The sequence below is a fragment of the Paraburkholderia sp. A3BS-1L genome (assembly GCF_051125215.1).
Classification (GTDB): Bacteria; Pseudomonadota; Gammaproteobacteria; order Burkholderiales; family Burkholderiaceae; genus Paraburkholderia.
The window spans coordinates 1,911,805-1,927,012 of record NZ_CP120442.1; the positions used below are offsets into that span (position 1 = coordinate 1,911,805).

The 15,208-nt window shown below is 65.1% G+C and carries 13 protein-coding genes and 2 tRNA genes; 6 read left to right on the forward strand and 9 right to left on the reverse strand.

The window, feature by feature from the left end; all coding sequences use genetic code 11:
* The first annotated feature begins 74 nt into the window (after positions 1–74).
* Together P5W99_RS08655 and P5W99_RS08660 are read left to right on the forward strand one after the other, a co-directional pair.
* Entirely contained in the window at positions 75–872 is a 798-nt protein-coding gene (locus P5W99_RS08655; RefSeq protein WP_421024136.1) for a cystine ABC transporter substrate-binding protein, read from the forward strand.
* 88 nt (positions 873–960) lie between these two features.
* Positions 961–1,620, forward strand: a complete 660-nt coding sequence (locus P5W99_RS08660) for an amino acid ABC transporter permease (RefSeq protein WP_421024137.1) — start codon at positions 961–963, stop codon at positions 1,618–1,620.
* Between the two features lie 22 nt (positions 1,621–1,642).
* Here P5W99_RS08660 and P5W99_RS08665 read toward each other — a convergent pair whose 3' ends face one another.
* From P5W99_RS08665 to P5W99_RS08675, 3 genes are all read right to left on the reverse strand, one after another.
* Entirely contained in the window at positions 1,643–2,656 is a 1,014-nt protein-coding gene (locus tag P5W99_RS08665) for a Gfo/Idh/MocA family protein (protein ID WP_421024138.1), read from the reverse strand.
* Between the two features lie 210 nt (positions 2,657–2,866).
* Positions 2,867–3,586, reverse strand: coding sequence for a FadR/GntR family transcriptional regulator (locus P5W99_RS08670; RefSeq protein ID WP_421043637.1), 720 nt, complete (start codon positions 3,584–3,586; stop codon positions 2,867–2,869).
* Positions 3,587–3,871: 285 nt separating this feature from the next.
* The gene (locus tag P5W99_RS08675; RefSeq protein ID WP_434660251.1) at positions 3,872–5,485 is read right to left on the reverse strand and encodes a mannose-1-phosphate guanylyltransferase/mannose-6-phosphate isomerase; all 1,614 of its coding nucleotides are present in this window, start codon (positions 5,483–5,485) and stop codon (positions 3,872–3,874) included.
* Positions 5,486–6,219: 734 nt separating this feature from the next.
* Between P5W99_RS08675 and P5W99_RS08680 the strand changes: the two genes are divergently transcribed.
* On the forward strand, positions 6,220–6,954 hold the full coding sequence (locus tag P5W99_RS08680) for a Crp/Fnr family transcriptional regulator (RefSeq protein ID WP_421024141.1): 735 nt from the start codon (positions 6,220–6,222) through the stop codon (positions 6,952–6,954).
* Positions 6,955–7,134: 180 nt separating this feature from the next.
* Here the strand turns inward: P5W99_RS08680 and rpiA are convergent, their stop codons facing one another.
* The 4 genes from rpiA to rnr form a co-directional block, all read right to left on the reverse strand.
* Positions 7,135–7,830 (reverse strand): ribose-5-phosphate isomerase RpiA, encoded by a 696-nt coding sequence (gene rpiA / locus P5W99_RS08685; RefSeq protein ID WP_421024142.1) that lies wholly within the window; start codon positions 7,828–7,830, stop codon positions 7,135–7,137.
* A 137-nt stretch (positions 7,831–7,967) separates the two neighbouring features.
* Positions 7,968–8,885 carry an N-acetylmuramoyl-L-alanine amidase gene (locus P5W99_RS08690; RefSeq protein ID WP_434660254.1) on the reverse strand — a complete coding sequence of 306 codons (918 nt, stop codon included), beginning with the start codon at positions 8,883–8,885 and terminating at the stop codon, positions 7,968–7,970.
* Between the two features lie 12 nt (positions 8,886–8,897).
* The gene (gene rlmB / locus P5W99_RS08695) at positions 8,898–9,641 is read right to left on the reverse strand and encodes a 23S rRNA (guanosine(2251)-2'-O)-methyltransferase RlmB (RefSeq protein WP_421024144.1); all 744 of its coding nucleotides are present in this window, start codon (positions 9,639–9,641) and stop codon (positions 8,898–8,900) included.
* 272 nt (positions 9,642–9,913) lie between these two features.
* Positions 9,914–12,490, reverse strand: coding sequence for a ribonuclease R (rnr, locus tag P5W99_RS08700; protein ID WP_434660256.1), 2,577 nt, complete (start codon positions 12,488–12,490; stop codon positions 9,914–9,916).
* A 235-nt stretch (positions 12,491–12,725) separates the two neighbouring features.
* Between rnr and P5W99_RS08705 the strand changes: the two genes are divergently transcribed.
* The 3 genes from P5W99_RS08705 (at position 12,726) to P5W99_RS08715 (ending at position 13,100) form a co-directional block, all read left to right on the forward strand.
* A tRNA-Leu gene (locus tag P5W99_RS08705) sits at positions 12,726–12,812 on the forward strand.
* Positions 12,803–12,955: a hypothetical protein gene (locus tag P5W99_RS08710; RefSeq protein WP_421024146.1), complete on the forward strand. Its 153-nt coding sequence runs from the start codon at positions 12,803–12,805 to the stop codon at positions 12,953–12,955. The genes P5W99_RS08705 and P5W99_RS08710 overlap by 10 nt, the downstream gene beginning before the upstream one ends.
* 58 nt (positions 12,956–13,013) lie before the next feature.
* Positions 13,014–13,100: transfer RNA gene (locus P5W99_RS08715), tRNA-Leu, on the forward strand.
* Between the two features lie 113 nt (positions 13,101–13,213).
* Here the strand turns inward: P5W99_RS08715 and P5W99_RS08720 are convergent.
* Together P5W99_RS08720 and P5W99_RS08725 are read right to left on the reverse strand one after the other, a co-directional pair.
* Positions 13,214–14,077, reverse strand: a complete 864-nt coding sequence (locus P5W99_RS08720) for a nucleotidyl transferase AbiEii/AbiGii toxin family protein (RefSeq protein WP_421024147.1) — start codon at positions 14,075–14,077, stop codon at positions 13,214–13,216.
* Positions 14,058–15,155, reverse strand: a complete 1,098-nt coding sequence (locus tag P5W99_RS08725) for a type IV toxin-antitoxin system AbiEi family antitoxin (protein WP_434660258.1) — start codon at positions 15,153–15,155, stop codon at positions 14,058–14,060. The genes P5W99_RS08720 and P5W99_RS08725 overlap by 20 nt, the downstream gene beginning before the upstream one ends.
* Between the last annotated feature and the right edge of the window lie 53 nt (positions 15,156–15,208).

Below are 15,208 nucleotides of genomic sequence, written 5' to 3' on the forward strand. Positions count from 1 at the left end.
TCCGCTCCAGAAGACGGCCGGCCCGGGGAATCCTCGGGCTCGCTACAAAACCGCAGCAAAACAAGAGGAAAACAATGAAAGTCGCCTTGCTGAAAAAGCTCCTTGCGCTCGCACTCGCCGGCGCATCGTTCGTTGCAGCGAGCGCCCACGCCGAAGACCTGCTCGACCAGGCGAAGGCGCGCGGCACGCTGCGCATCGGTCTCGAAGGCACGTTCCCGCCGTTCAACTCGAAGGCGCCTAACGGCGAACTGGTGGGTTACGACGTCGACATCGCCAAGGCCGTGGCCGCGAAGTTGGGCCTGAAGCCCGAATTCGTCACGACCGAATGGAGCGGCATCATCGCGGGTCTGCAGGCCGGCAAATTCGACGTGATCGTCAACCAGGTGGGCGTCACCGACCAGCGCAAGGCCGTGCTCGACTTCTCGCCGGCCTACACGTACTCGGCCGCGCAGCTCATTCAGCGCAAGGACGATACGCGCCAGTTTACATCGCTCGAAGAACTGAAAGGCAAGAAGCTCGGCGTCGGTCTGGGCACCAACTACATGGACATGGCGAAGTCGGTGCCGGGCATCGACGTGAAGACCTATCCTGGTGCGCCGGAATACCTGCGCGACCTCGCAGCCGGACGTCTGGACGCGGCGCTCAACGACCGCCTGATGCTCGCCTACCTGCTGAAGAACTCGCAGCTGCCGCTGCGCACGGGCGCGATGGTCGGCGCCGGCAACCCGTCGGCCATTCCGTTCAGGAAGGGTAATCCGAAGTTCGCCAAAGCCATCGACGACGCCATGGCCCAACTCGAAGCCGACGGCACCTTCACGAAGATCTCGGACAAGTGGTTCGGCATCGACGTGACCAGGCCGATCACGAAGTAACGGCGTCAGTCGCGCGGGGCGGCATCGCAGGGTGCCGCCCCATGTTTTTACGGCTCGCCCGGCGAGCGCTTCTCATCCGCGTCCTCCCATGCCCATCTACTCGCTCATCATCCAGTCGCTGCCCGTGCTCGCGCAGGGCGCGGTGCTGACGGTCAAGTTCGCAGTCCTGTCGATGATCTTCGGGCTCATCGGCGGCGCGGTGCTCGCGCTCATGGGTATCAGCTCGAATCGTGCGCTCGTGTTCATTGCGCGCGTATACGTGAGCCTCATGCGCGGCACCCCGCTGCTCGTGCAGATCTTCGTGATTTACTACGGATTGCCGAGCATCGGCATCTCGCTCGACCCCACGCCTGCCGGCGTAATCGCGCTCTCCGCGAACGTCGCGGCCTATCTCTCCGAGAGCATGCGCGGCGCGATTCTCGGCATCCACAGCGGCCAGTGGCTCGCCGCCTATAGCTTGGGCCTCTCGCGGCGTCAGACGCTGCGCTACGTGATCGCGCCGCAGGCGCTGCGCATTGCGGTGCCGAGCCTCTCGAACAGCCTGATCAGCCTCATCAAGGACACTTCGCTCGTGTCGGTCATCACCGTGACCGAACTGCTGCGCAGCGCCCAGGAGATCATTGCTTCGACGTATCAGCCGCTGCCGCTCTATCTCGCGGCCGCCGCCGTCTACTGGGTGCTCTGCCAGGTGCTCGAGTGGATCCAGCACTGGTACGAAAAACGCCTCGCGTTGCCCGCGCGGCATTGAGCGGCATTGAGCGGCACTAGCGTCACTCGCAGTCGAAACGCAAGCCGAGCGCCGCGCGAGCGGCATCGGCCATCGCGATCATGCGCCGCGAGGTCTCGTGCGGCATAACCGGGCTCTCCAGCGCGCCGGCGCGCAGCAACTCGCAAAAGTGCGCGGTTTCGTAGTTCAGGCCACCGCCTTCGAAGGGCTCGTCGAGTTCGACCGTGCGGCCGTCGACATAGCGGATCGTCGCGCGCACCGGGTTCCACCAGTTCGCATGAATCGTCACGTGGCCGTTCGGTCCCGCCAGCAACGCATCGCCAAAACCATGCAGATCGAGCCCGCAAAAGAGTTGCGCGATACCGTTTTCATGCTGGCAATTGAGGCTTGCAAACGTATCCACGCCCGTGACGCCCAGGCGCCCGAAGGTCTGCACCTCGCGCGGCGCGCCTAGCCAGTCGACCGCGAGAAACATCTCGTACACGCCGATGTCGAGCAGCGCGCCGCCCGCGTGCTCGAACGAGAACGACGGATGGCCGGCAGGAACGTTGGCAACCGAGCAGCCCGCGCGCACGAGGCCCACGGGGCCGATGGGATCGGCTTGCAGATGCGCGCGCAAGGCGCGATAGAGCGGGTAGAACGGCGGCTTCATCGCCTCCATGAAGAGACGTTGCGCGCGCCGCGCGGCATCGAGCACGCGCTCGAGTTGCGCGGCGTTCACGGTCGCGGGCTTTTCGCAGAGCACGTGCAGGCCCGCGTCCAGCGCCGCGACCGCATAGTGCGCGTGGCTGTCCTGCAGCGTGGCAATGTAGACGGCGTCGACGCTGCTCGCGAGCAGCGCCTCAAAACTCGCGCACGCAGTGGCGCCGCACTCCTGCGCGAGCGCCTCGGCCGGCGCCACGCGGCGCGACCACACCGCGCCCACGCGCGCGCCTTGCACATGCGCCACGCCCTGCGTGAAACGCCGCGCAATGCGCCCCGCGCCCACGATGCCCCAGGTTATCGTGGCCGACGTGACACCATTACGGATTTCGCTGCGCTTGCCTGAATCGCCCATGCCTTGCCTCGTATCGCCGATTGCGTCGATTGCGTGATCTGCCTGCCGCACGCCGTACACCGGCCGCAGCAAAGCAAAGATACGCACGATACGGGCTTGCGCGCGCGCAGGCAACCGCTCAGTTAACCGCTCAGTTAACCGCTCAGTTAATTGCTCGTTTAATTGCTCAGTTAATCACCCGGCTAACCAACCAGGCAACGAACGAGCGCATCAGCGCGGCTCGACAGCCTCCGGCGAAAGCGAGCTGTGAAGCTCGTCGGCAGTCAGCTCGATCATGGCCGCCGCGGCCTTGCGCGCGTCTTCGGGCGCGCGTCGCTCGATCGCGTCGACCACGCTGCCGTGCGCGTTGACCACGTTGGTCCAGCCGTCCTCGCGCTGGCTCAGGATGGGCCCCACGAGCGTGAGCGCGCCGCGAATGATCGCCGCCATCTGCTGATAGAACTGATTGCCGCTCGCAGCGAGAATGCGCGTGTGCAGAAGCGTGTCGGCAGCTTCGCAACCGGCTTCGCCGGGACTCGTCTGGCGCAGCGCCTCGTAGGCTTCGCGAATGCCTGCGAGATCCGCTGCGCTCGCGCGCTCGGCTGCCAGCGCGCACGCGGCGGGCTCGATCAGCGCGCGGAACTCGATCACGTCGCGCAGAAAGTTCTTGTCCGGCTTCGCGCGAAAACGCCAGCTCACCACGTCTTCGTCGATCATGCGCCAGTCGCGCATGGGACGAATGCGCGTGCCGATCTTGGGCCGCACGTCGAGCATGTGGCGTGCGAGCAGCATGGACAGCGCTTCGCGCATGACCGTGCGGCTCACGTCAAACTCTTTGGACAGTACATCCTGCGGCGGCAGGATCGCGCCGTAACGTTCTTCGACGATGCCCGAAATAAGGCCATCCATGACCTTGCTCACGAGTGAGCGTTCCTTGTTCCCCAGTTCCATGACCCTTCCCCCCGATGCCGCGTAAGCGCGCCTGTTTGACGGTTGCTGCGTGGGCCCTCGTGCTTCGTCGAACTTAGTCGTAAGTTGCCATGCGAATTGCATGAACCGCCAGCCAGGATATCTCCTGACGCAAAGATGGCGCGGCAAACGCCCTGTCCGTACCCGCTTTTCCAGGCTCTCCCGAGTGTGTCCCGGGTGATCCCGTCAGGCCCTTTGATTTCCCGATTCTTGTGATTTGCAGTTTCCTGCCGTTGATTCGTAAGCAGTTTGTATGGATTTACCCAGCTACTTTCTTTGCCACGCGAGCGCGTCTTCGTGCTCTCCCGCACGCCCGTACTGATCGTCGAAGCGCACGATGTCGTCTTCGCCGAGATAGCCGCCCGACTGCACCTCGATGATCTCGAGCGGCGTCTTGCCCGGGTTTTCGAGCCGGTGCTTCACGCCGAGCGGAATATAGGTGGACTCGTTCTCGGAGATCAGGAACACTTCGTCGCCGCGCGTCACACGGGCCGTGCCGCGCACGACGACCCAATGCTCGGCGCGGTGATGATGCATCTGCAACGAGAGCCGCCCGCCCGGCTTCACGACGATGCGCTTGACCTGGAAGCGCTCCCCGCGGTCGACCGAGTCATAACAGCCCCACGGCCGCTCGACGCGGCGATGATGCTGCGCCTCCTCGCCGTGTTGCGCCTTGAGCTTGCCGACGATCGCCTTCACGCTCTGCACGCGGTCCTTGGCCGCGACGAGCACGGCATCGGCGGTCTCCACCACCACCACGCCGTGCACGCCCACGCAGGCCACGAGCCGGCCATCGGAATGCGCGAAGCTCTCGGTCGAGTCTTCGAACAGCACGCGCCCGCGCGCGACATTGCCGCTCGCGTCCTTGTCGGAAACCTGCCAGACCGCATCCCACGCGCCAACGTCGGACCAGCCCGCCACGAGCGGCACGACCACGCCGGCGAGCAGCGCGTCGGCACCCACGGACTCCATCACCGCATAGTCGATCGAATCGGAGGGGCACGCGTCCAGCGCCGCCGCATCCAGATGAACCGCGCCGTCCGCGTCGACGCTCGCGCGCTCGAAGGCCTGCGCGCACTGCGCCGCGATGGCGGGCCGGCAGCGCGCGATGGCCGCGAGCCACACCGAGGCGCGCACCACGAAAATGCCGCTGTTCCACCAGTAATCGCCCGACGCGACGTACCGCGCGGCAACCTCGGCATCGGGTTTCTCGACGAAGCGCTCGATGGAGCGCGCACCGCTCGCGCCAAGCGTCGCGCCAGCGCCGATGTAGCCATAGCCCGTCTCGACGCGTTGCGGCGGCACCCCGAGCGTGACGATCGCACCACGCGCTGCGTAGGTCACGGCGTCTTCCAGCGCCGCGGCAAACGCGGCCCGATCGGCAATCAGGTGATCCGCGGGCATGGCGACCAGGATCGGGTCGCTATCGTTTTGCGGCGGTTTTTCCGATGCTTTTGCCGACGCGGCGTCCGATACGGTTTCCGCCGCTGCCTGCTCCGCGCATGCGGCGAGCGCAGCCACGGTGAGTGCCGGCGCGGTGTTGCGCGCGACCGGCTCGAACACGACGCGTGCCGGCGTGCCGCTGCGGCCGAGCCGGTCGGCGGTCATATGGCGCAGATCCTCGCTGCTCACGACAAGCGGCGCGGCTTTGCGCACCGACGCGCCGCCACGCGCATACACACCATCGAGGCGGCGCACGGTGGCCTCGAGCAGCGACTCGCCATCGAGCAGGTCGATCAGCTGCTTGGGGCAATGTTCGCGCGAAAGCGGCCATAACCGCGTTCCCGAACCGCCGGCCAGCACAACGGGCTGAACGACGAGTGCGACTTCGGGTTCATTGGCCGCGGCAATCAAGCCGGCCTGCGTAACGACCTGGTTCATGCAGGAAGCTCCCCATTCGGATATCCAGTCCAGGGCAGGTGCGGCATCGCGTACTGCTTCGCGTGCGCCCCTGGGTATTTGGACTCCATTGGAGCAAAGCGCTGCAGGCGATTCTGTACGCATACCCACACTGACCGCGCGACTGGCGTGCAGTCGAGCAACGAGACATTTGTGCACGCATGTGCTGTGCGAGAGCGGCTGGGCATCCATGTTTCAGGAGCGAACATTTCCGCGCGGATCGCCTCCGGCGCAACACAACTGAATCAAATTCGAACGGTTCCGCGTGCGTTGCGAGCGGTCGGGCGCAGCCCTCGATCGCGCGTGTTTCAGCATGGAGTCATTTTTGAACACGCCCCCTGGTGCGCCGAATAATCCAATAAATTCAATTACTTGCAAAGTTACATCTAGTTACAAATAGCGCCTGCGGCGGCCGGAGCCGCCCTAAGCGTCGTACAGATTTGAAACAAAAACGGCGAGTTACCTGGGTGCGCTCACATCGTTGTGCCCGCAAAGCCGCACACATACGAGGTTTGCGCCGCTCTGGCACATCCCCTGCTTAGTGGGATGCGCCACACAGCGTGACGCATACAGCCGATATAGCGCACGCACTCGGGACTATGGGGCCGGCACTACGAGCCAATAGCCGCTACGGGAAGCGGCATACAAAAAGCGGTTCGACGACCGGAATGAAAAGACAAGGGGCGGTGAAAGCCGCTTCGCACGAGGACCAAATCATGTTGACCCTTCAATCGGATCTGCACGGCAACCATTTGCTCGGAGCACTGCCGTCGCACGAGTGGCAAGCACTCGCACCGCATCTCGAACTTGTCCATCTGCGCACCGAACAACTGCTCTGCGACTCCGGCCAGCGCATTCACCACGTCTACTTTCCGACCACGGCAATCATCTCCATGCTCTCGACGATGGAAGACGGCAGCTCCGTGGAGATCGCGGCGGTGGGCCGCGAAGGCATGACCGGCGTGCCCGTGCTCACGGGCGGCGAAACCATGCCCAATCGCGTGCAGGTGCAATGCACGGGCTTCGCGTATCGCATGAGCGCGCAAAGCCTCCGGCAGCAGTTCGCGCGCTCGGACTTCCTGCGCCGCCTCATGCTGCTCTACATGCACGCCCTGCTCACGCAAGTGGCGCAAACCGCGGCCTGCAACCGCCATCATTCGCTCAGCAGGCAGCTGTGCCGCTGGCTCCTGATCGAAGTGGACCGCGTAGCGTCGAACGACTTGACGGTCACGCAGCAGCTCATCGCCGACATGCTTGGCGTGCGCCGCGAGGGCATCACCGAAGCGGCCGGCAAGCTGCACAACGAAGGCCTGATCCACCACAGCCGCGGCCGCATCCGCGTGCTCGACCGCAAGGGCCTCGAAGCCCGCGCCTGCGAGTGCTACGGCCTCGTGCGCCGCGAGTTCGACCGCTTGCTGCCGCGCCTTCATCAAGCGGAAACCGTGGAATGAGCCGATCCCTGGACGTCATGACGAGACAGCTCCGCTTTCTCGTCATGACGGCTCGGGTCGCACAGCCTGCCCGCCTCGCCACATCATCAGGAGCCCTGAACGATTATCGGACCCGCAGCACAGGAGCATGACGGCGCGCGCACCGCATAGCGGTGTTCGCGCCGCCGCTCGCTCGGGCGATCAGCCCTTGCGATAGTCGATGCGCTCGACGCCCGACTCGCCGCCGAGCAGGCACAGGTCGGCGCCGCGTGCCGCGAACAGGCCCACGGTCACGACACCGGGCCATGCGTTGACCTGCGCCTCGAGCGCGCGCGGGTCGCCGATGCGCAGGCCCTTCACGTCGAGAATCTCGTTGCCGTTGTCGGTGATATAGGGCGTGCCGTCCGTCTGCACGCGCAGCACGGGCACGCCGCCGAGCGCCGTCACGCGGCGCCCGACAGCCGTGCGCGCCATCGGCACGACCTCGATGGGCAGCGGGAACTGGCCGAGCACGTCCACGCGCTTGCTTGCGTCGGCGATACACACGAACACCTCCGACACCGACGCGACAATCTTCTCGCGCGTAAGCGCCCCGCCGCCGCCCTTGATCATCGCGCCCGATGCGTCGATCTCGTCGGCACCGTCCACATAGACGGGCAGCGATTCGATCTCGTTCAGGTCGAAGATCTTGAAGCCGTGCGCTTCGAGGCGCGCCGTGGTCGCGACCGAGCTCGATACGGCCCCGCGATAGCGGCCTTTGCTGGCAGCCAGCGCGTCGATGAAACAGTTCGCGGTCGAGCCGGTGCCGACGCCAATCACGGCGCCTTCCGGCACATGCGCGTTGACATAGTCTGCGGCGGCCTGGCCGACCAGTTTCTTGAGTTCGTCTTGAGTCATGATGGGGAACTGCCCGAGGAAGGAAAACGCGGAAAACGCATAGTTTACCGGAGTTGCGTGCCGCCGCTGGGGCGACCACGCACGCTGCGCGCCGATGCACGACGTCTCGCGCGCCGCACGCATGTCGCGCCGCGCATTCAAGGCGCCGTTTCGCTCACGCCGGCCGGCGCCGGTACCGTCCGGTCGACGTATTTGTCTAGCAGCGCCTGCGCGATCGCATCGGTTTCCGCGTCGGGCGTGCCCGAGTAGTCGCGTGGCCGGAAGTGCATCTGGAAGGCCGCGAACACGCGCCGCGTGCGCGCGTCGAGCACGCCGTCGGTTGCGACCTCGTAGCCATAGCGCGCAAGCTTTGTCTGCAGGCCGAGCACGTCGGCCGGCGCGTCGGGGGCGCGGCCCGCGAGCTCGGCCTTCACGGTCGCATCGTCGGGCCATGCGCCCACGCCCGCCTCGTAAAGCGGCTTCCACGGGAACAGCGGGCCCGGATCGATCTTGCGCTGAGGAGCGATATCGCTATGGCCCACCACGCGCGTGGGTGCAATGCCGTAACGCGCGACGATGTCCTTCGAGAGCGCGATGATCGCCGCGACCTGCTCGGGTGGCCAGGGCGCCCACTCGCGTGGCGGCGACCCTTCCGGCGTGGCTTGCGACGTGGCTTGCGAGTCTGTGAGCGGCCCCGAATTGACGTTTTCGATGCCGATCGAAGCCGCGTTGAGCTCGGTCGTGCCCTGCCACTCGCTCGCGCCCGCATGCCAGGCGCGCTGTGCTTCGGGCACGAGTTGCAGCACGACGGGCTTGCCGTCGCGCAGCGGCGGATGCACGGGAACGAGGTAATGGGCACTCACGTTCTCGCGCGTCAGCTCTTCAAGCGCGGTGGGTTCATCGCCCTGCGTATAGTGCTCCACGAGGAAGCGGATGCGCGAGTCCGCGCTGCGCGCGTGATATTGCGTGTCGGCGACGTAGCCGCCGCGATCGACCATCGTGGCGGGCGCGCACGCGGCGAGCGCAAGCGCCGCGAACGCCGCCACGCCGAGTCTCGACTTGCGCAGGACGCGCATGCGCGGCACGCGTCAGCGCGCGACCGAACGTTGACGCACCGCCTCGAACAGGCACACGCCCGAAGCGACGGAAACGTTCAGGCTCTCGACCGTGCCCGCCATCGGAATGTGCATGACCTCGTCGCAGGTTTCGCGCGTGAGGCGGCGCATGCCCTCGCCTTCGGCACCCATCACAAGCGCGACAGGGCCGTCGAGCTTCGTCTGGTACAGGCTCGCGCTCGCGTCGCCCGCTGTGCCGACCACCCATACGCCGGCGTCCTTCAGCTCGCGCAGCGCGCGCGCAAGGTTCGTGACGGTGATATACGGAATCGTATCGGCCGCGCCGCTCGCAACCTTCGCAGCGGTGGCGTTCAGGCCCACGGCGCGGTCGCGCGGCGCGATCACGGCGTGCGCGCCGGCTGCATCGGCCACGCGCAGACATGCGCCGAGGTTGTGCGGATCGGTCACGCCGTCGAGCACGAGCAGCAGCGGCGAGCCCTGGATGCCGTCGAGCAGCTCGGCCAGGTTCTGCGCGAGCGGCAGATCGTGCACGCGCGCGACCACGCCCTGATGGCGCTCCGTGCGAGCGAGCCCCCACAGGCGCGTCTCGTCCGCGGCGATGATGCGCACGCCCGCTTCCTTTGCGGCGTGCAGGAAATCCTGCATGCGGCGGTCACGCCGCGTCGTGTCGTAATAGACATCCTCGACCGTGGACGCGTCGTGCCGCAAGCGTGCGGTCACCGCATGAAACCCGTAAAGAACCTTGAGACGTGACATGACTGGATACAACCCCTGATGAACGGTTCGCGGCGCACAGGACCTGCGGCCTCGTGCCTTGAGTCTCGCGTTGCGAGCCTCGTGCCGCGAACGACTGTGATTCTGCCGGCCGACGCGCGGTCCGGGTACGCCCTGCCTGCGTCGATGGCCGTCTAGATGGCCGCCTCGGTGCAAGGCCCGGCGTGACTGTTAAACGTGCGCGCGCCGCGCGGCATTCGCGGCGCGGCGCATGGTTGCTGCCGATGCTGCACGCCCTCGCGCGCAGCCCGGCTTTAGCGCTTCTTGCGCGATACCGGCTTCTTCGCCGCCGACTTCGACGCCGCGCGCTTCTTCGCGGTCTTCGCCGCGCTGCGCGCCGCGCGCGCTTCCTTCACGGCCGCGCTCTGCGCCGGCGCGGCCTTCTTGCGCCGGACGTCGCCGCTCTGGCCACCCTGGCCACCCTGGCCGCCTTGACCGCCCATGCCCTGCGGCAGCGAACGCACGCGCGGACCGCCCTCCTGCGGCCCGCCACGTTCCTGCTGGCCTTGCCCGCCGCGATTCAGAGCGGGCTTGACCGGCGTATCGCGCACGAGGCGGAAATCGATCTTGCGCGCATCGAGATCGACGCGGCTCACCTGCACGCGCACGCGGTCCGAAAGACGGTAGCGGATGCCGGTGCGCTCGCCGCGCAGCTCGTTCTTGATGTCGTCGTACTGGAAATAGTCCGAGCCCAGTTCCGTCACATGCACGAGACCTTCGATGAACAGCGAATCGAGCTGCACGAAAATGCCGAACGACGTCACGCCGCTCACCATGCCGCCATATTCCTCGCCGAGCTTGTCGCGCATGAAGTAGCACTTGAGCCACGCCTCGACGTCGCGCGAGGCTTCATCGGCACGGCGCTCGTTGGCCGAGCAGTGCAAGCCGAGCTCTTCCCAGATTGCCGTATTCGCGCCGCGTGCACGCTTGCCGCGCTTCGCCTCGTCCTCGGCCTGCATCGCGCGGGCGCGCGGCGAAAGGGCCGTGTTGAGCTCGACGCCTTCGGGCGCCGCCGGCTGATACTTCTTGCCCTGCAGGATCGCGTAGATCGAGCGGTGCGTGAGCAGGTCGGGATAGCGGCGGATCGGGCTCGTGAAGTGCGCGTAGGCCTCGTAAGCGAGGCCAAAGTGGCCGATGTTGTCCGGGCTGTAGACGGCCTGCTGCATCGAGCGCAGCAGCATCGTTTGCAGCATCTGCGCATCGGGCCGGTCGCGGATGTGCGCCATCAGCGCCGCATAGTCGCTCGCGTGAGGCGTGTCGCCGCCGCCCAGCGAAAGACCCATGCCGCGCAGGAAGGTGCGCAGGTTCTCGAGCTTTTCCGCGCTCGGCCCCGCGTGCACCCGGTACAGGCCCGGATGCTTGTTGCGCTTCATGAAGTCCGCCGCGCAAACGTTGGCCGCAAGCATGCACTCTTCGATCAGCTTGTGCGCGTCGTTGCGCTGGCGCGGCACGATCTGCTCGATCTTGCCCTGCGCGTTGCAGACGATATAGGTCTCGGTCGTGTCGAAGTCGATCGCGCCGCGCTTCTGGCGCGCCGCGAAAAGCGCCTTGTAAACGCCGTAGAGGTTCTGCAGATGCGGCATCAGCGCGGCGCGCCGCGTCGCCTCCGGCCCCTTGGTGTTCTTGAGCACCGCGGCGACCTCGGTATACGTGAGGCGCGCCGCCGAATGCATCACACCCGGGTAGAACTGATACGCCTTGATCTCCCCGCGAGCGGTGATGACCATATCGCACACGAGCACGCAGCGGTCCACATGCGGATTGAGCGAGCAAAGGCCATTCGAGAGCTTCTCCGGCAACATCGGAATCACGCGGCGCGGGAAGTACACCGAGGTGCTGCGCTCGATGGCGTCCACATCGAGCCCGCCGCCCGGCTGCACATAGTGCGAGACGTCGGCGATGGCCACGAGCAAGCGGAAGCCGTCGCCGCGCCCGACCTTCATCGGTTCGCAGTAAACGGCGTCGTCGAAGTCGCGCGCATCTTCGCCGTCGATGGTGACGAGCGGCACGTCGCGCAAATCGATGCGATAGCGGATATCGGCGGGACGCACGGCATCGGGCAGCTTCGCGGCCTCATCGAGCGCGGGCTTGCTGAACTCGTGCGGCACGCCGTACTTGCGCACGGCGATCTCGATCTCCATGCCGGGATCGTCGATGTCGCCGAGCACTTCCAGCACGCGGCCGAGCGGCTGCGAGTGGCGGCTCGGGAAGTCGGTGAGTTCGACGACCACCACTTGCCCGACCTTGGCCTTCTTCGCATTTTGCGTGACGAGAATGTCGTGGCCGATGCGCTTGTCTTCGGGCGCGACGATGAGCGCGCCGTTTTCATTGAGCAGCCGCCCGATCACGCTGCGGTTCGCGCGGTCCGTGACCTCGACGATATGCCCTTCCGGACGCCCGCGGCGGTCATAGCCGACGATGCGCGCGAGCACGCGGTCGTTGTGCATGACCTTCTGCATCTCGCCTTGCGGCAGGAACAGGTCGTCCTGGCCGTCGTCGCGCACGAGGAAGCCGTAGCCGTCACGATGGCCCTGAACACGGCCCGCAACGAAGTTGGAAGGATGCGCAAGCTGATAATGGCCGCGCGAATCGAGCCGGATCTGCCCGTCGCGCTCCATCGCGGCGAGCCGCCTGAAAAACCCTTCACGCTCCTGGCGCTTGATGGCGAGAGCCTCGGCGATATCGTTCGCGGTACAGGGCGATTCGCTGGTCCGCAGCACGCCGAGAATCTCCTCGCGGCTGGGAATCGGATAGGGATATTTGCTCAAGGGCTTATCGATGGTTGTTCTCGTGGCGTGGACATCGGATAGTGCGCGGACACGGGAAATCATGCCGCGCCCGGTCTTGCTGCGAGGCATTCTAACACCCGAGCCGCGCCCGGCAATTCAGCGTGGAAGCTTGCGGACGCCCGCTGCACGCGCCTCGCGCGCCGGACTCACGGCCAGCGCCGACGCGGCACTTTTTTCTCGAATTTCCTCAAAAGGGCCTTGACAGGTCCTGCAGACACGCTAAAATCTCGTTCTCTGCTGCACGACAAGCGTAGCAGCAAGTAGTAAGCGACACCTTGCCCAGGTGGCGGAATTGGTAGACGCACCAGGTTCAGGTCCTGGCGGTGGCAACACTGTGGAGGTTCGAGTCCTCTCTTGGGCACCAAGATTCAAAAAAGCCGGCTTTATGCCGGCTTTTTTCGTTTCCGTGCGGCTCCGCTGGCGGTGAGAGCCGCAGCATGCTGCGCCGAATGTTTCGCGGCTTCCCGCGCGCAGATGCAGATCTTTCGCGATGTGAAGATTTTTTGAAAACATTGATTGACAGGGTCCACGAACACGCTATAATCGCTGTCTAGCTTGAAGACGTGCCCAGGTGGCGGAATTGGTAGACGCACCAGGTTCAGGTCCTGGCGGTGGCAACACTGTGGAGGTTCGAGTCCTCTCCTGGGCACCACGCTTCTTCGAGTCACGGCTTCATCGAAAAAGCCCGCAAATTGCGGGCTTTTTTGTTTTTGCGCGACTGAAACTGAAACGCGCCCGCTATCGGCGATCAGTACAGCAATGCAATCACGGCCCCGGCCAATCCAGCAGCCCGATCCTGAATTCAACGAGCCGGCTCTCGATCGCCGCTACCGGATCTCCGGAGTGAGCGCCGCCACGCAGCATATGCACGACGAGCCTATCGTGCAGTTCGGGGGCGGCCAGAATGCGGGCGATCTGTTGCCTGCTTCGGGCCGACGCGATGGACGCGATATCCATTCCGAGCAATCTCGGACCAGCGCGCTCGAACGCATAATCGCAAGCCGCCAGTAGCGGCAACTCCTCCCCATAAAGCCTGTCGGCGTTGCCGGCAGTCGCATAGTTTTCGAGCAGATACCGGAAATCCACCGCGTCTTTCGGATTGGACTGCCCACGGTCCAGCCACGCGATCAGCTTCGTCATCACGAGACCCGGTATCGACGCAACGCGAATCTCGCATCGGTCCGCAATGCGCACGGTCACCGCGCTATCCAGCGCTTCGGCGTAGCCCGCCACGTTCATCACAATTGCCATGTCCGGCGGCCACGCCACTTGCGACGGAGAGATCTCGACACCGCCGAACGGGACCAGATCCACCGGAAAGCCTTCGCCAACCGGAGGCGAATAATGAAGCCGATGCACAATCTTCCCGTCCGGGCGGAACGCCGGCTCCCCAAGCAGCGCGGTTCGCAACGCTTCGAATGCAGGCCAACTCTCGATGGCCATTGCGAAATCGATGTCGGGACTGGCGCGGTTGAGCGGGAATCCATGCAGGTGGTACATCAGAATATCCCTGGCAGTCGCACCGACAACGAAGTACTGCAGGTTCGACAGCCGCGCCACGCGATCCATGGCCGACAACACTGCCTGCTTTCCCGCCGGGAGTGGCGCCTTAAGATATACGACCGTCATTCGCCCCGCTCCATTGATCGCGAATCAACGCCGCTGCCTCCGCATTACGGGGCTCTCTCGTGCGCAGGAGATCCGCGTACACGAGCAAAAGCGGCGCCGTCAGCTGCGCCGTCCGTGCGTCGTCGAGATGCCAGAAGGCATCGACAATTTCCAGGCTGCCCGCGGGATCGGCACGCAGGCGGTGCTGCTTCGCCAGCGCCATCATGACAGCCGGTCTCGCTGCGGGTTCGACATATAGTGTCTGCGAGGCCGGCCGAAGCTGCCCGGTCAGTTTTGCGGCAGCGACTTCTCCACTCCACCAGGCTTGCCCGGCAGGAAGTTCCGCGCGCTGCCACCACGAAGGATCATCGACCGCAAACCGTTGTACGCTGAGCTTCGGCAGCAGGCGCAGCGGATAATTGATCGTCCACTCTTCCCTCAGCGCGTCAGGATCGAGCAATCGCCGGTCCTCCGTGCCGGCCAGCAAGCCGCGTTCACGCAGGTCATCGAACACGCCGCCGACCGTGCCAAGCGCCACCCCTGCCGACGACGCGATTTCCCGGTATGGACGGTTGATGAGTTCCGGAGCGGAAAGCAACACAAAAATCATCTTGAGCGCGGAAGCACTCGCGGAGATCGCAGGTTTTCCTGATCTCGAGACGTAACGCCTGATGTCCGGATTCGCCGGCCGGCCTGTGACGAGAATGTACTGGCCGGGACCACGCACATAAAGATTACCGACGAGGTCGATGAACTGCAGGCCTTGTTCGACGCACTCGTCCGCTAATGCAGGCGTCAGCCAGGACGTGGCCAGAAGGATCGGAAGATCGGCAGTGGCACTTTGGGCCACGACGGTCCTCACCTCCTCCCGCGTTCGTATCCGGGTGCGAGCAGCGAGCATGTAGGGTCGCGGAGCGCCGTTCACCTCCAGCGTAACCTTCGCCTCTCTGGCCGGCGCAGCGCTGCGGGCTGTCGGGCCGAAGTCGATTACCCGCAGCGGAATACCCAGACGCCCGGTGGCCCCGTTGACGAGCCGCCTGAGCAGCGCCTCGGTTGGACGATCAAAATTCGGGAGACCATGCTGGTTGCCGTCGTTCATAAATCTCGCTTGTTCAAAAACAATGAACACGCCAGCATTATGAACAGAAACCA

What these genes read in the sequence shown, in the direction of transcription:
- P5W99_RS08655 (WP_421024136.1), top strand. Translation starts at nt 75, where the DNA reads ATGAAAGTCGCCTTGCTGAAAAAGCTCCTTGCGCTCGCACTCGCCGGC.
- P5W99_RS08660 (WP_421024137.1), top strand. Translation starts at nt 961, where the DNA reads ATGCCCATCTACTCGCTCATCATCCAGTCGCTGCCCGTGCTCGCGCAG.
- P5W99_RS08665 (WP_421024138.1), bottom strand. Translation starts at nt 2,656, where the DNA reads ATGGGCGATTCAGGCAAGCGCAGCGAAATCCGTAATGGTGTCACGTCG.
- P5W99_RS08670 (WP_421043637.1), bottom strand. Translation starts at nt 3,586, where the DNA reads ATGGAACTGGGGAACAAGGAACGCTCACTCGTGAGCAAGGTCATGGAT.
- P5W99_RS08675 (WP_434660251.1), bottom strand. Translation starts at nt 5,485, where the DNA reads ATGAACCAGGTCGTTACGCAGGCCGGCTTGATTGCCGCGGCCAATGAA.
- P5W99_RS08680 (WP_421024141.1), top strand. Translation starts at nt 6,220, where the DNA reads ATGTTGACCCTTCAATCGGATCTGCACGGCAACCATTTGCTCGGAGCA.
- rpiA (WP_421024142.1), bottom strand. Translation starts at nt 7,830, where the DNA reads ATGACTCAAGACGAACTCAAGAAACTGGTCGGCCAGGCCGCCGCAGAC.
- P5W99_RS08690 (WP_434660254.1), bottom strand. Translation starts at nt 8,885, where the DNA reads ATGCGCGTCCTGCGCAAGTCGAGACTCGGCGTGGCGGCGTTCGCGGCG.
- rlmB (WP_421024144.1), bottom strand. Translation starts at nt 9,641, where the DNA reads ATGTCACGTCTCAAGGTTCTTTACGGGTTTCATGCGGTGACCGCACGC.
- rnr (WP_434660256.1), bottom strand. Translation starts at nt 12,490, where the DNA reads ATGATTTCCCGTGTCCGCGCACTATCCGATGTCCACGCCACGAGAACA.
- P5W99_RS08720 (WP_421024147.1), bottom strand. Translation starts at nt 14,077, where the DNA reads ATGACGGTCGTATATCTTAAGGCGCCACTCCCGGCGGGAAAGCAGGCA.
- P5W99_RS08725 (WP_434660258.1), bottom strand. Translation starts at nt 15,155, where the DNA reads ATGAACGACGGCAACCAGCATGGTCTCCCGAATTTTGATCGTCCAACC.